Source organism: Glycomyces amatae, from assembly GCF_020991375.1.
GTDB classification, from domain to species: Bacteria; Actinomycetota; Actinomycetes; order Mycobacteriales; family Micromonosporaceae; genus Glycomyces; species Glycomyces amatae.
The window spans coordinates 332,517-345,494 of the sequence record NZ_JAJLQZ010000002.1 but is presented as its reverse complement, the minus strand read 5'-3'; the positions used below and the strand labels follow the sequence as shown (position 1 = coordinate 345,494).

Annotated in this window: 13 protein-coding genes; 8 read left to right on the top strand and 5 right to left on the bottom strand. The window is 72.3% G+C overall.

Features of this window, described 5'->3' with window-relative positions; translation table 11 throughout:
* Positions 1 to 128 precede the first annotated feature (128 nt).
* On the bottom strand, positions 129 to 1,004 hold the full coding sequence (locus LO763_RS04485; protein WP_230600746.1) for a hypothetical protein: 876 nt from the start codon (positions 1,002 to 1,004) through the stop codon (positions 129 to 131).
* Between the two features lie 56 nt (positions 1,005 to 1,060).
* The gene (locus LO763_RS04480; protein ID WP_230600745.1) at positions 1,061 to 1,567 is read right to left on the bottom strand and encodes an O-acetyl-ADP-ribose deacetylase; all 507 of its coding nucleotides are present in this window, start codon (positions 1,565 to 1,567) and stop codon (positions 1,061 to 1,063) included.
* 182 nt (positions 1,568 to 1,749) lie between these two features.
* On the opposite strand from LO763_RS04480, the gene LO763_RS04475 reads away from it, so the two are divergent.
* The 5 genes from LO763_RS04475 to LO763_RS04455 all read left to right on the top strand — a co-directional run bounded on the left by LO763_RS04475 (position 1,750) and on the right by LO763_RS04455 (position 7,008).
* Positions 1,750 to 2,955, top strand: a complete 1,206-nt coding sequence (locus LO763_RS04475; protein ID WP_230600744.1) for an ROK family transcriptional regulator — start codon at positions 1,750 to 1,752, stop codon at positions 2,953 to 2,955.
* A gap of 289 nt (positions 2,956 to 3,244) precedes the next feature.
* Positions 3,245 to 4,537 (top strand): ABC transporter substrate-binding protein, encoded by a 1,293-nt coding sequence (locus tag LO763_RS04470; protein ID WP_230600743.1) that lies wholly within the window; start codon positions 3,245 to 3,247, stop codon positions 4,535 to 4,537.
* A 10-nt stretch (positions 4,538 to 4,547) separates the two neighbouring features.
* Positions 4,548 to 5,519 carry a carbohydrate ABC transporter permease gene (locus LO763_RS28710; RefSeq protein WP_230600742.1) on the top strand — a complete coding sequence of 324 codons (972 nt, stop codon included), beginning with the start codon at positions 4,548 to 4,550 and terminating at the stop codon, positions 5,517 to 5,519.
* Between the two features lie 5 nt (positions 5,520 to 5,524).
* Positions 5,525 to 6,400 (top strand): carbohydrate ABC transporter permease, encoded by an 876-nt coding sequence (locus tag LO763_RS04460; protein ID WP_230600912.1) that lies wholly within the window; start codon positions 5,525 to 5,527, stop codon positions 6,398 to 6,400.
* 92 nt (positions 6,401 to 6,492) lie between these two features.
* On the top strand, positions 6,493 to 7,008 hold the full coding sequence (locus tag LO763_RS04455; protein ID WP_230600741.1) for an adenine phosphoribosyltransferase: 516 nt from the start codon (positions 6,493 to 6,495) through the stop codon (positions 7,006 to 7,008).
* Between the two features lie 186 nt (positions 7,009 to 7,194).
* Here the strand turns inward: LO763_RS04455 and LO763_RS04450 are convergent, their stop codons facing one another.
* Both LO763_RS04450 and LO763_RS04445 read right to left on the bottom strand, forming a co-directional pair.
* Positions 7,195 to 7,794: a bifunctional 4-hydroxy-2-oxoglutarate aldolase/2-dehydro-3-deoxy-phosphogluconate aldolase gene (locus LO763_RS04450; protein WP_230600740.1), complete on the bottom strand. Its 600-nt coding sequence runs from the start codon at positions 7,792 to 7,794 to the stop codon at positions 7,195 to 7,197.
* Positions 7,791 to 8,705: a sugar kinase gene (locus LO763_RS04445; RefSeq protein ID WP_230600739.1), complete on the bottom strand. Its 915-nt coding sequence runs from the start codon at positions 8,703 to 8,705 to the stop codon at positions 7,791 to 7,793. The genes LO763_RS04450 and LO763_RS04445 overlap by 4 nt, the downstream gene beginning before the upstream one ends.
* Before the next feature lie 191 nt (positions 8,706 to 8,896).
* Between LO763_RS04445 and LO763_RS04440 the strand changes: the two genes are divergently transcribed.
* The 3 genes from LO763_RS04440 (at position 8,897) to LO763_RS04430 (ending at position 12,198) form a co-directional block, all read left to right on the top strand.
* Positions 8,897 to 9,298: a hypothetical protein gene (locus LO763_RS04440; RefSeq protein WP_230600738.1), complete on the top strand. Its 402-nt coding sequence runs from the start codon at positions 8,897 to 8,899 to the stop codon at positions 9,296 to 9,298.
* A 384-nt stretch (positions 9,299 to 9,682) separates the two neighbouring features.
* Positions 9,683 to 11,629: a DEAD/DEAH box helicase gene (locus LO763_RS04435; protein WP_230600737.1), complete on the top strand. Its 1,947-nt coding sequence runs from the start codon at positions 9,683 to 9,685 to the stop codon at positions 11,627 to 11,629.
* Positions 11,626 to 12,198 (top strand): SWIM zinc finger family protein, encoded by a 573-nt coding sequence (locus LO763_RS04430; RefSeq protein ID WP_230600736.1) that lies wholly within the window; start codon positions 11,626 to 11,628, stop codon positions 12,196 to 12,198. The genes LO763_RS04435 and LO763_RS04430 overlap by 4 nt, the downstream gene beginning before the upstream one ends.
* 79 nt (positions 12,199 to 12,277) lie before the next feature.
* Here the strand turns inward: LO763_RS04430 and LO763_RS04425 are convergent, their stop codons facing one another.
* Positions 12,278 to 12,970, bottom strand: a complete 693-nt coding sequence (locus tag LO763_RS04425) for a glycoside hydrolase family 11 protein (RefSeq protein ID WP_230600735.1) — start codon at positions 12,968 to 12,970, stop codon at positions 12,278 to 12,280.
* Between the last annotated feature and the right edge of the window lie 8 nt (positions 12,971 to 12,978).

Below are 12,978 nucleotides of genomic sequence, written 5' to 3'. Positions count from 1 at the left end.
TTGGTGGAACACTCAGCGTCCCATGTCGGCAGTGGAAACGAGAACCACCACGAGCGGCGAACACCCTTGCGTTCATCGCCGTCCGCAATTCTTGCGCCCAAAAATTGCGCTCCCCGCGGAGACGCCGCCTATGCGAGGCGCCCGTAGGCCCTCAAGGTCTCCAGGGTCGCTCTGGTGAGGAACCCTCCCCACTCGTGGACGACCGCGGGCGTCCACATCGTGAAGTTCGGGGCCCAGCCGCCGTCCTCTTGCTGCGCCTCGATCAGGGCGTCCAGGTGCAGGTCGATCTCCTCGTCGCTGAACAGGCCGCGGGCCATCGAGGCCGGTCGCGGCGCCAGGTCCAGCGGCGTGTGGACGTGCCCTTCGGCCTCCGGGTCGATCGCCGCAGCGGCCCTGAGGGAGTCGCGCAGCCGCTCGAACTCGGCCTCGGCCCGCTCCCGGTCGGGCACACGCTCGAGGAACGCCAGGACGCACATCGCGTCGTAGGCGCCCACTTCCCGCAGATCGCCGATCCCGCGCCAGCAGAACTCGGTCGCCGCCTCGAGCCACGGGTGCTTGACGCCGTGGTGGTGCAGGAGCCCCGCGATGGGCGCGGTCGGGTTCAGCGCCGCCGGGGGCTCCTCGCCCTGCGGCTGCCACCAGGGCCCGCGCTCGTCGTCGAGGACGCTCGGCAGCACCCACGGCACCCCGCCCTCCTCAGTGGAGTTCGCCTCCAGCCAGGCGCAGGCGCCGAGCACGATCGCCTCCTCGAAGGCGCCCACGGCGTCCAGCGCCCACAGCGCGACCTCGACGCCCTGCGGCTGGCTGGAGGCGCCGCGCAGGTCCGGTTCGATCGCGGTGCCGAAGCCGCCGTCCGGGTTCTGGTAGGCCCGCACCGCGTGCAGCACCGGCCCGGCCTGGCCGCCCCGGAAGGCGTTCGCGAAGCGGGCGCGGTCGATGAGGCGGGCGTGGAGGGCCAGATACCGCTCGGCGGCGGCGAACGCGTCCTCGGTCAGCGTCTTCAAGAGTGAACCCCTTCGTTCGGTACCGGAGCCCCCGACCGTAGCCGACGGCTCCGACATCAGCGCGCGGCGCGCTCGAAGGCCTCCAGGACCTCGTCGTTGAACAGCACGAACCGGACGTCCTCCACATCGGTCTCGGCGGCCCGCACCGCCTCGACGGCGATCCGCGCGGCCGAGTCGGCGGGCCAGCCGTAGGCCCCGGCGGAGACGGCCGGGAACGCGACGGACGCGGCCCCGAGCGCGTCGGCGACGCGGAGGGACTCGCGGTAGCAGGAGGACAGCAGTTCGCTGCGGTCCTCGGTGGGGGAGTAGACGGGGCCGACGGTGTGGATCACCCAGTGCGCGTCCAGGCGCCCCGCCGTGGTCGCCACGGCTCGCCCGGTCGGCAGGCCCCGGCCGTACCGGCTCCGGCGCAGCTCCCGGCATTCGGTGAGGATCGCCCCGCCGCCCGCGCGGTGGATCGCCCCGTCGACGCCGCCGCCGCCCAGGAGCGAGGAGTTCGCGGCGTTGACGATCGCGTCCACGCGCTGCCGGGTGATGTCGCCTTGGAGGATCGTGATCGCCATGCCCGCATTCAAGCACGCGGCGCCCGTGCGCCGCCCTCGACCGCGCGAACCGGCCGACGCATCGACGCGCGTACATGCGAACGCGAGGAGAGAACGCATGCCCCGAGGTCAGAGCGCCGCAAAACGGGACACCCTTCATCTAACCCATTTACAAAGGGGCACAGGCGTCGTAGCATGCAGCCATGAAGTCCACCTCGCGCGACATCCGCCTCCGCAACTGCTTCGCGGTGCTCCGGCACCTCATCGCGGACGCGCCCACCTCGCGGCAGATCCTCGCCCGCGAGACCGACCTGAGCGTCGCCACCGTCTCGAACCTGGTGACCGACCTGATCGAGCTCGGCGTGGTGGTGGAGGTGGGCCGCGAGGACTCGGGGGGCGGGCGGCCCCGGGCCCTGCTGGCGCCCAACGTCGGCGGCGGCGTCATGATCGGCGTCGACGTGGCCGAGACCTACGTGCACCTGGAAGTCTACGACCTGGCGCTGACCGTGGTCGACCGGGTGGACGAGCGCATGGAGCCGAGCGAGAACCGGCCCGACCAGGTCATCGGGCACATCGCCTCGGCCCTGGACCAGGTGCGCTCGCGCCTGGGCGGCCGCGCGATCCTCGGCCTGGGCGTGAGCCTGCCCGGGCAGGTGGACGTGGCCTGGGGCGTCTCGGGCTTCGCCCCCAACTGGAACTGGCACGACGTGCCCTTCCGGCGGCTCCTGGGCGAGCGCCTCCAGCTGGGAGTCCCCATCTACCTGGACAACCCCCTCAAGACGATCACCGTGGGGGAGCTGTGGTTCGGCGAGGGCCGCGGGGTCGACCGGCTCGCGGTCCTCATCCTCGGCACCGGCGTCGGCGCCGGGCTGGCCTTCGGCGGCCAGCTGTACCGGGGCGCGACCAACTCGGCGGGGGAGTGGGGCCACACCACCATCAACCCGACCGGCCCGCAGTGCCGCTGCGGCGCCAAGGGGTGCATCGAGGCCTATGTGGGCGCCCCGGCCGTCCTGTGGCAGTGGGCGCAGCTCGACGGCCGCGCCGCGGCGGGGTCGCAGACCGAGGCGATGGCCGCCCTGGCGGCGGCCTGGGAGGCCGGCGAGGCCTCGGCGGTCCGCACCGTGGAGACCGTGGCCGAGTACCTCGCCGCGGGCGTCGCGAACCTCATCAACCTCGTCAACCCCGACCTGGTGGTCCTCGACGGCTGGGTCACCGCCGCCCTCGGCGACGCCCTCGTCCCCGAGGTCGAGCGCCGCCTTCCCGCCCACGCCATGGAGGCCCCCCTCAAGGCCGCCCGGCTGCGGCGCAACAAGCACGAGCGGAACATGGTCGCCCTCGGCGCCGCCGCCCTGGCCCTGGAGGGCCACCTCAACCGCCTCAACACGGTCGGCTCGCGCAACCGCCGCTGAACCGGTCCCCAACCGAATACCGCGCCACACCGGACACTCCCGCCCCACGCGTTCGCGCCGCCGGGGCGCGATGGTCCCTGCGCGCCTTCAAAATACTTGCGGCACAAGGAAAAACCCTCCCGACGGGGCCGAGTGGAAATCGTTACCCATCGACTTACTTCAACCCATTGACAAAGTGAAGGACGATCGCAAGACTGAAAAACGAATCGACACATGTCGAATCCCCGCTGCGGCGCCGACCCGGCCCGCGCGGGCATCCCTTACCTCTCAACGCAGCGAGGAGCCCACCATGGTCGCCTTCCGCAACCACCGCCCCGCACCGCTCGCCGCCCTGGCGATGAACCGCCGCCGCATGCTCGCCCTCGGCGGCCTCGCCGCCGGCACCGGCGCGCTCGCCGCCTGCGGCTCCAACACCGGCCGCGGCTCCGGCGACGGCGTCAACCTCTCCCAGTGGTACCACCAGTACGGCGAGGCCGGCACCCAGCAGGCCGCCGAGAAGTACGCCGCCGCCTACGAGGACGCCCACGTCAGCATCAACTGGATCCCCGGCGACTACGACACCGCCCTCTCCTCCGGCCTCCTCGCCGAGAAGGAGGGCGACTACCCCGACGTCTTCGAGGGCCACCTCAACCGCGCCATGGTCGAGAGCGGCCAGGTCGTCCCGCTCGACGACATCCTCACCGACGTCCTCGACGACTACACCGCCGACGATCTGGCCCGCAACACCATCGACGGCAAGGTCTACGGCGTCCGCATGATCGACGACCCGCAGTTCCTGTACTACCGGCCCTCCCTCCTGGACGCCGCCGGCGTCACCCCGCCGACCACCTTCGACGAGCTCATGGCCGCCGCCGCCGACCTCACCACCGGCGACGTCAAGGGGCTCTTCCTCGGCAACGACGACTCGGCCACCAAGCTGTTCCAGCCCATCGTCTTCTCCGCCGGCCAGACCCTCCTCACCGAGGACAACCGGATCGGCTTCGACAAGGACACCGTCATCGCCGGCGCCCTCCAGGTCAAGGAGCTCCACGACTCCTCCTCGCTCCTGGTCGGCGCGCCCACCGAGGCCTGGGACCCCTCCTCGATCATCCAGGAGCTGTGCGCGATCCAGTGGTGCGGCCTGTGGGCCCTCCCGCAGATCGCCGAGGCCCACGGCGACGACATCGCCGTCATCCCCTTCCCCGCCTTCGGCACCGGCACCCCCACCGTGTTCAACGGCGGCTGGGACACCTTCGTCAACGCCGCCTCGGCCAACGTGGACGAGGCCAAGGCGTTCGTCAAGTGGCTGTGGGTCGACCACGAGGAGTTCATCCTCGACTGGAACCTCTCCTACGGCTTCCACATCCCCCCGCGCCTGTCCATGCGCGGCGGCGCCGAGCAGCTCCAGACCGGTCCCGCCGCCGAGGCCGTGCGCATCTCCGAGGAGTACGGCTGGGCCGAGAACCCCAACTGGACGCCCACCATGGAGACCGCCGTCGACGACATGATGACCAACATCGTGCTCGAGGGCAACGACCCCTCCGCCGAGTTCGACAACGCCGTGGCGACCATCCAGGGCGAACTCGACGGCATCTTCGGCTAGGCGCGGCACCGTGGCAGTCTCGGCACCACCCGCCGCGGACCCCGGCAGCGCGGGCACCGGGGACCGACGTCCCCGGTCCCGCCGCCCGGGCCGCCTGCGCACCTCCCTCGCCTTCTGGGGCTTCGTCGGCCCGTTCCTGGCCGGACTCGCGGTCTTCACCCTCGTCCCGGTCCTCTGGAGCGCGTACCTCTCGTTCTTCGACGCGACCAACACCGTCACGCCGCTGCCCGAGGACTTCGTGGGCTTCGGCAACTACGCCGACATGCTCACCGACCGGGCCTTCCAGGACAGCCTGATCACCTTCTCGGTGTTCGCCGCGCTCATCGTCCCGCTCACCTTCGCGTGCTCGCTCGGCCTGGCGCTCATGCTGAACAAGGTCCGCTTCATGCGCGCCTTCTTCCGCTCGGTGTTCTTCCTGCCCTTCGCCTGCTCCTACGTGGTCGCCTCGCTGGTGTGGAAGATGTCGATCTTCAACGGCGTGCGCTACGGGCTGGCGAACTCGGTCCTCGACCTGTTCGGCGTCGAGGACGTCGCGTGGCTGTTCAACCCCGACCCGCCCTGGTACTGGCTGGTCATCGTGTCCCTGCGCCTGTGGATCCAGTGCGGCTTCTACATGATCCTGTTCATCGCCGCGCTCCAGCAGATCCCCGAGCACCTCTACGAGGCCGCCTACGTGGACGGCGCGAAGCCCGGGCGGCAGACGTTCTGGCACATCACGCTGCCCCAGCTGCGCGCCACCTCCGTGGCGGTGCTCATGCTCATCCTCATCGCGGCCTACCAGGCCTTCGACGAGTTCATCAACCTCATCGGGAACCAGGCCTACGCCAGGCCGCCGCTGGTCTACCTCTACTACACGGCCCTGGGCACGCAGCAGGACCTCGGCCGCGGCTCCGCCGGGGCCCTCATCCTGGCCCTGATCATCGCGATCGTGACCCTCCTCCAGGGCAGGTTCCTCGGCTTCGGCAACAAGGAAGGTCGGTGAGCGCCATGGCGACCGCGACCCGCGTCAAGCGCCCCGCCGGGTACCGGCCCGGCGCCGGCACCAAGAGCGCCCGGGCGGCGAACCTCGTCGTCCTGTCCGTCCTGGCGGTGCTCTTCCTCATCCCGTTCTATCTCATCTTGCGCAACGCCCTCGCGACCGACGCCGAGATCACCGCCCCCGGCTGGATGTGGTTCCCCTCCTCGCCGAGCTGGGAGAACATCCCCAACCTGTTCAACGACCCGGCGGTGCCCATGGCGCGCAGCCTGCTGAACTCCGCGGTGGTGGCGGTCGCGACCACCGTCGGCACCCTGCTGCTGTGCACCACCGCCGGGTACGGGCTCGCCCGCATCCCCTACCGGCACGCGAACAAGGTCTTCTACCTGGTCCTGGCGACGCTCATGATCCCCGGCGCGGTCACGTTCGTGCCGAGCTTCGTGATGGTCTCCAGCCTCGGGTGGATCTCCGACTTCCGGGGCCTGATCATCCCGACGCTCTTCAACGGCTTCGTGGCGTTCCTGTGCCGCCAGTACTTCCTGGGCTTCCCCCGGGAGCTGGAGGAGGCCGCGCGCGTCGACGGGCTCGGCTACTGGGGCGCCTTCTGGCGCATCGTGGTCCCCAACTCCGGGAACTTCCTGGCCGCGATCGCCGTCATCACCTTCGTGGGCGCCTGGAACGCGTTCCTGTGGCCGCTGGTGATCGGCCGCTCCCCGGACTCGTGGACCGTGCAGGTCGCGCTGTCGACGTTCCTGACCGCGCAGACGGTGAGCCTCTCGCAGCTGTTCCTGGCCGCCTGCGTGGCGATCCTGCCGCTGGTGTTCGTGTTCCTGTTCCTCCAGCGGTTCCTCGTCCAGGGCGTGGCCCAGACCGGCCTCAAGGGCTGACCGCCGGGCGCTCCCGCCGCGGTCGGCAGGGGGCGCCACAACCCGCCGCGACGGCCGCCCCCGCCCCGGGGGCGGCCGCTACGCTTGCCGCTGTGGACCTGACCGAATACGTGCCCGTCGTCCCCGACTTCCCCGAGCCGGGGGTCGGCTTCCGCGACATCACCCCGCTGCTGGCCGCCCCCGAGGCCTTCAAGGCCTCGATCGACCGCCTCCAGGAGGCCTGCGAGGCCCACCCGTACGACGCGATCGCCGCGTTCGACGCCCGCGGGTTCCTGTGGGCCGCGCCGCTGGCCGACCGCACCGGCAAGCCGCTCGTCCCGATCCGCAAGGCCGGGAAGCTCCCGCGCGAGGCCGCGGTCGAGTCCTACCGCGGCGAGTACGCCGACGTGCGCGTCGAGATGCACGCCGACGCGGTCGGCGAGGGCGACCGGGTGCTCCTGGTCGACGACGTCATCGCCACCGGCGAGTCGATGGCCGCCGGAGTGCGCCTCGTCGAAGGACTCGGCGGCACCGTCGCCGCCTGCGCCGCCCTCCTCGAGATCGCCGCGCTCTCGGGCCGCGACCGCCTCGACGGCTACCCGCTCGTCTCGCTCCTCGGCAAGCTCTGAGCCCGGACCGCACCGGCCGTCCACAACCCCCACCCGCCACTGGAGGGGAAGACACTGCCGCGCCGCTCGATCCTCCCGCGGGGGTACGACAGGAATCGGGGCCGATCCGGGCCCGGAGGCCCGAATTCACCCGAACGTGTCGGTCTACGGGCCGGCGCACCGCCCCAGCGGTCCCGGCCCGCGACCTCAGCCCAGCAGCTTCTCGATGTTCGCCGGGTCGGCCAGCGCCGACCCCATGCCGATGACCGAGGCCCCCGCGTTCAGGTAGACCCCGACCGAGTCGGGGTCGACGCCGCCGGTGGCCACGAACCGCACGTCCGGGAACGGCCCGCGCATCGCCTTGAACCAGTCCGGGCCCAGCGCCGAGGCCGGGAAGACCTTCACCCACCGGCAGCCCAGCTCCCGCGCCAGCCCCACCTCGCTGGCCGTCGCCACGCCCGGCAGGTGCGGCATCCCGGCGGCGTGCGAGGCCTCCAGGACCGCGGGGTTCAGGCCCGGCGCGATCGTGTACGCCGCGCCCGCCGCGGCCGCGCGCTCGACGTGCCCGAGCGACACCACGGTGCCCGCGCCCACGGCGTGCCCGCGCGGCCCGGCCGCCTCGACGGCGGCGGCCAGCGCCGCCTCCTGGCCCGGCTGCCCGATCGGCACCTCGACCAGGTCCACCCCGGCGTCCCAGAGCCGCTCCGACAGGGCCACGGTCTCGTCGGCGGGCAGCCCCCGCCAGATCGCCATGACGCGCCGGCCCTCGAAGAGCCGGTCGAAGTAGTCGCCTTGGTCTAGGGTCACTGGTCCTCCAGGATGGCTCGGACGGTCTCGGACGGCGGCGGGGGCGCGAGGTCCCCGACGGTCTGGAGGGCCCCGGCGGCGAGCCGGTGGCCCAGGCGCATCGACGCCTCGAGGGAGGCGCCCTGCAGGCGGCCGTACAGGAACCCGGCCGCGAACGCGTCCCCGGCGCCGACCGGTTCGACGACCTCGACGGGCTCGGCGGGGCAGTAGCGGCGCTCGGCGCCCTCGAACGCGGTGACGCCCTCGCCGCCGTCCTTGACGACGAGCACGCCCGCGTTCGGCAGGAGCCCCCGCACGTCGTCGGGGGTCTCGGCGCCCCACAGGACCTGGGCCTCGTCCAGGCCCACGAAGGCGATGTCGGCCCGGTCGGCCAGGCGCGCCAGGGCCGGGCCGGCCTCGGCGACCGGCCACAGCGCGGGCCGGTAGTTGACGTCGAAGCTCACCAGCGCCGGGGCGAGCGCGCGCTCGACCAGCAGCTCCTCGACGAGCGCCGCGCAGCTCGCCGACAGGACCGGGGTGATGCCCGACAGGTGCAGCACGCGCGGGGCCGCGACCCCGGCGAGGTGGCCGGGGCCCATGGTCGAGGCGGCCGAGCCGCGCCGGTAGTAGTGGACGGTGGTGCCCTCGGGGCCGGGGTCCTTGAAGTAGACGCCGGTGGGCCGCTCGGGGTCGGTCCGCACGCCCGAGCAGTCGACGCCCGCTGCGGTCAGGACGTCGAGGACGCGCCGCCCGAACGGGTCGTCGCCGACCCTGCCCCACCAGGCGGCGTCCGCGCCGAGCCCGGCGAGGGCGGCCGCGACGTTCGACTCGGCTCCGGCGACCCCGGCCTGGAGGTCGACGGCGGTGCGGAGGGGGCCGGCGGCCGCGGGGGCGAGGACGATCATCGACTCGCCGAGGCACAGGACGTCCATGCAGCTCCTTGGTGTCCGCGGCGCGTGTCGCCGGCGGCGGGGTGGGGACGCCCCAGCCTACCGATTGGAAAACGCATACACAACAACGCGTGCACCACGTTGCGCATCCTCCGAAACCCCGCCGCCGGAACCGCCACCGCGGCCCTGCCGCGCGTAGACTCGGAGTCCAGGCCGACACCCTGGGGGCGGACATGATCGACACCCGTCTGCTCAAGCTCTTCGCCTGGACCATCGGCGTCCTCATCCTGCTGTGGATGCTCGCCGAGTGCGCCGGCGGCCCCGACGAGACCGACGGCGGCCCCGACCTCGACCGCGACACCGAGCAGTACGCCGCCGACTGCGAGCGCGCCTGGGAGGCCCTCGACCTGGTCGGGCAGGCGGACGGCCAGAACCTCGACGCCGTGGTCGACCAGATCGACGCCCTCGGCACCGAGATCACCGACCCGAACCTCAAGGCCCTGGCCGCCTCCTACGCCCAGGAGGTCCAGACCCTCGTCGCCGCCGAGCCCGGCGGCGAGGCCCTCGAACAGGCCCGCGCGGAGTTCCGCGACACCGCCGCGCTCGACCTCGGCATGCGCTGCCCCCTCCGCTGAGCGCCCGTCCGCGACGTGGACTCGGGTATTGACAGTGTTCACAATTACCGCTAACTTCTACACGTTCGAACATCCTTCTGTCCGAAGGATGCCTAGTCGACCTCAATGTGGAGGGACCCGGCAGCGCGCCGCCGCGGCGTCCGGGCCGGTCACCGCTCCACTCGGACCTTGCTCTGGGGTTGACGGGGCGGGACCGACCGGAAGTGCGGCGCCGCGTGGGAACGCGGTGCGGCGCCCGGTCGGGCCCGCCCCGTTTCGGGTCGAACCGCCCGAACGGGTGCTCACGGCGCCCCCGCGCAAGCGCTCGCCGGAACGCGCGCGTTTGGGATCGGGGCCGCGCTTGTGGCAAAATGGCACGTCTGCCGTTGACCCGTAGGAGCCTCGTTGCCACCCAGCGAACTGCACGCCACCTTCCTGCCCGACCACGCCTCACCCGCTGACGGCCGGCTCCTGTTCTTCGGCGGCGCGCACCCCGGGGCCGCGGCGGCCGAACTCGGCCTGCCGCCCGGCGACCCGGTCGACGCCGAGCTCTACCTCGGCGGCGAGCTGCGCGAGGTCGAGGGCGTCGCCGTCCCGGTCCGCCCGGTCCTGCCCGCGCTCACCCGCATCGCCTCGCGGCCCGACATCACCGAGTCGGTCGCGGTCTGGGCCCGGATCGCCAACGCCGTGGACGACGACAAGTTCGACGACCTCGACCGCATCGCCGGCGAGCTCCCCCCCGAGGGCCACTCGGCGCCCCACTCCGAAGGCCACGTGTGGACCGCGAAGGCCCTCGTCGGCGCGTTCGTCGAGTCCTTCACCGAGCTGCTGCGCTCCGACTCGGGGCTCAACCTGCGGCTCATCACCGCCCAGCACGCCGACCCCGGCGAGATCCGCGTCAACGCCGAACTGCGCCGCTACCAGGCCCACGGCATCGCCTGGCTGGAGGCGGCCGCCGAAGGCGGCGCGGGCGTCATCCTCGCCGACGACATGGGCCTGGGCAAGACCCTCCAGTCCATCGGGCTCCTCGTGCGCCGCGCGGGGGCCCGCCCGGACCCCGGACCGGACGGGGCCGCGCCCCGGCGGTCCGCGCCGCACCTGGTGGTCTGCCCGACCTCCCTGGTCGGCAACTGGCAGCGCGAGATCGCCCGCTTCGCGCCCCAGCTCGCCGTGCACCTCCACCACGGGCCCGCCCGTACCAGGCACGCCGGGCCGTTCCTCGACGCCGACGTGGTCGTGACCTCCTACTCGATCGCGCTGCGCGACGTCAAGCTGCTGCGCGCGGTCGCCTTCGACACCATCGTCATCGACGAGGCCCAGGCGATCAAGAACCACCGCTCGCGCACCGCCGGGGCCGTCCGCGACCTCACCGGCCGCGTCCGCGTCGCCCTCACCGGCACCCCGGTGGAGAACCACCTCTCCGAGCTGTGGTCGATCTCCGAGTTCGTCAACCCCGGCCTCCTGGGCGGCCAGGCCGACTTCAAGCGCCGCTTCGCCGACCCGATCGAGATCGGCCGCGACCCGGTCTCGGCCGCCACCCTCCGGGCCCGCATCGACCCGGTCGTGCTGCGCCGCATGAAGGAGGACGTCGCCGCCGACCTGCCGCCCAAGATCGAGGCGGTCGTGGCCTGCACCATGACCGACGAGCAGGCCGGGCTCTACAAGGAGGCCATCCGCGAGGCCTTCGACGAGGGCCTGGGCGACGGCATCACCCGCCGCGGCCGCGTCCTGAAGCTCCTGACCCGGCTCAAGCAGATCTGCAACCACCCCGCCCAGTACGTCGGCGAAGGCGACGGCGGGCTGGCCGAGCGCTCCGGGAAGCTCGACCGCGTCACCGAGATGCTCGCCGAAGTGGTCGACGAGGGCGACAAGGTCCTCATCTTCACCCAGTACCGCCAGATGGGGGAGCTGCTCTCGCGCCACCTCCACGCCGAACTGGGCGTCCCCGCGCCGTTCCTCCACGGCGGGCTCGACCAGCCCGCCCGCGACAGGCTCGTCGAGGACTTCCAGACCAGCGAGGGCCCGGACATCCTCCTGGTCTCCCTGCGCGCCGGCGGCACCGGCCTCAACCTCACCGGCGCCTCCCACGTCGTCCACTACGACCGCTGGTGGAACCCGGCGGTCGAGGACCAGGCCACCGACCGGGCCCACCGCATCGGCCAGACCCGCACCGTCCACGTCCACAAGCTCGTCACCGCCGGGTCCCTCGAGGAGCGCGTGGACGAGCTGCTCGCCCGGAAGCGGGCGATCGCCGAGGCCGTGGTCGGCTCCGGCGAGGACTGGCTCGGGGAGCTCGACGACTCCCAGCTGCGCAAGCTCATCGAACTCGACGACGACGGAGGCCACCTGTGAGCGACCCGTACGGCCGGACCTGGTGGGGCCGCAAGTGGTGGCGGGCCCTGGAGACCATCGGCCTCAACTACCCCGACCAGCGCATCGTCAAGGGCCGCGCCCTCGCCGGGCACGGCGCCGTCTCCGGCCTGGCGATCGAGCCGGGCTCGGTGTCGGGCAGCGTCGGCGACAACGGCCGCGTCTTCGACGCCGAGATCCGCATCCCGGTCTACAACGCCTCGGCGTGGGCCGCGGGGATGACCGCGCTGTCGCTCTCGCCCTCGTGCGTGGCCGGGCTCCTGGCCGGGCGCCTGCCCAAGCGCATCGACGACGTGCTCGCGGGCACCGGGATGCGCCTGCTGCCCAAGAAGTTCGTGACCGAGGACCACAACCGCATCACCACCTCCTGCGGTTGCGCCGACAACCGCGAGGTGTGCGCCCACATCATGGCGCTCGCCCTGGTGAGCGCCGCGAAGATGGACGACGACCCGTGGCTGGTGCTGCTCCTGCGCGGCGGCCCCACCCGGGACCTCGCCGGGCGCCTGCGCGCGGCGCGGGTCGCGAGCATGGACGCGGCCCAACCCGTCTGAGCGCGGCCCCCGTCGCCGCCGTGCGGACGTGCGTGGGCCCCGACCGCGCGGTCGGGGCCCACGGTGCCGGAGGCGGCCGTCAGCTCACGGTGATGTTGGAGCTGCCGCTGGACTGGTAGCCCTCGGTCGCCATGATCATGTAGTAGCTGAAGCTGCCGAGGTTCATGCCGGCCCGGGCCCACGCGTCGAAGTGCTCCCCGGTGTTGATGCTGCCGGAGCTGCGGAGGTTCTGCCTGACGCTCCAGTACTGCGGGAACGTCTTCGTGCCCTCCACCGAGGGGGCGTTGTATCGCATGGAGTGCAGGAGGGTGTACGTCCCGCTGCTGGTGTTGAGCGTGCCGCGCTGCTCGGCGCCGCTGCTGGGGTTGTACGGGCCGTGGGATTCGACGATGTAGTACTCCACCAGCGGGTTGGAGGTCCAGCCGTAGAGGGCGAGGTAGCCGTTGCTGCCGTGGTTGACCCAGCCGTTGTAGTTCACGGTCCGGCGCCCGCCGTTGCTCCAGCCCTTGCCGCCGACCCAGTTGTTGGTGCCGTTCCACTGGGAGCTGTAGTTCCCGCCCGAGCCGAGCGTCATCGACACCGAGCCCTGGGAGTCGGTCCAGAACGAGTAGTAGTACCCGTTGTGGGTGCCCTCCTGGTTCGTGGTGATGGTCTGCTGGGCGTTGGCGGTGCCGGGCGCCAGCAGCGCGGAGCCGCCCATCGCCAGGACGCTCGCGCCGCCGAGCAGGAGGCTCCTGCGCCCGAGCGAGGGGACGGGTTTGTCGTTGGACATGCTTCCTC

What these genes read in the sequence shown, in the direction of transcription:
- LO763_RS04480 (WP_230600745.1), bottom strand. Translation starts at nt 1,567, where the DNA reads ATGGCGATCACGATCCTCCAAGGCGACATCACCCGGCAGCGCGTGGAC.
- LO763_RS04475 (WP_230600744.1), top strand. Translation starts at nt 1,750, where the DNA reads ATGAAGTCCACCTCGCGCGACATCCGCCTCCGCAACTGCTTCGCGGTG.
- LO763_RS04470 (WP_230600743.1), top strand. Translation starts at nt 3,245, where the DNA reads ATGGTCGCCTTCCGCAACCACCGCCCCGCACCGCTCGCCGCCCTGGCG.
- LO763_RS04460 (WP_230600912.1), top strand. Translation starts at nt 5,525, where the DNA reads ATGGCGACCGCGACCCGCGTCAAGCGCCCCGCCGGGTACCGGCCCGGC.
- LO763_RS04445 (WP_230600739.1), bottom strand. Translation starts at nt 8,705, where the DNA reads ATGGACGTCCTGTGCCTCGGCGAGTCGATGATCGTCCTCGCCCCCGCG.
- LO763_RS04440 (WP_230600738.1), top strand. Translation starts at nt 8,897, where the DNA reads ATGATCGACACCCGTCTGCTCAAGCTCTTCGCCTGGACCATCGGCGTC.
- LO763_RS04425 (WP_230600735.1), bottom strand. Translation starts at nt 12,970, where the DNA reads ATGTCCAACGACAAACCCGTCCCCTCGCTCGGGCGCAGGAGCCTCCTG.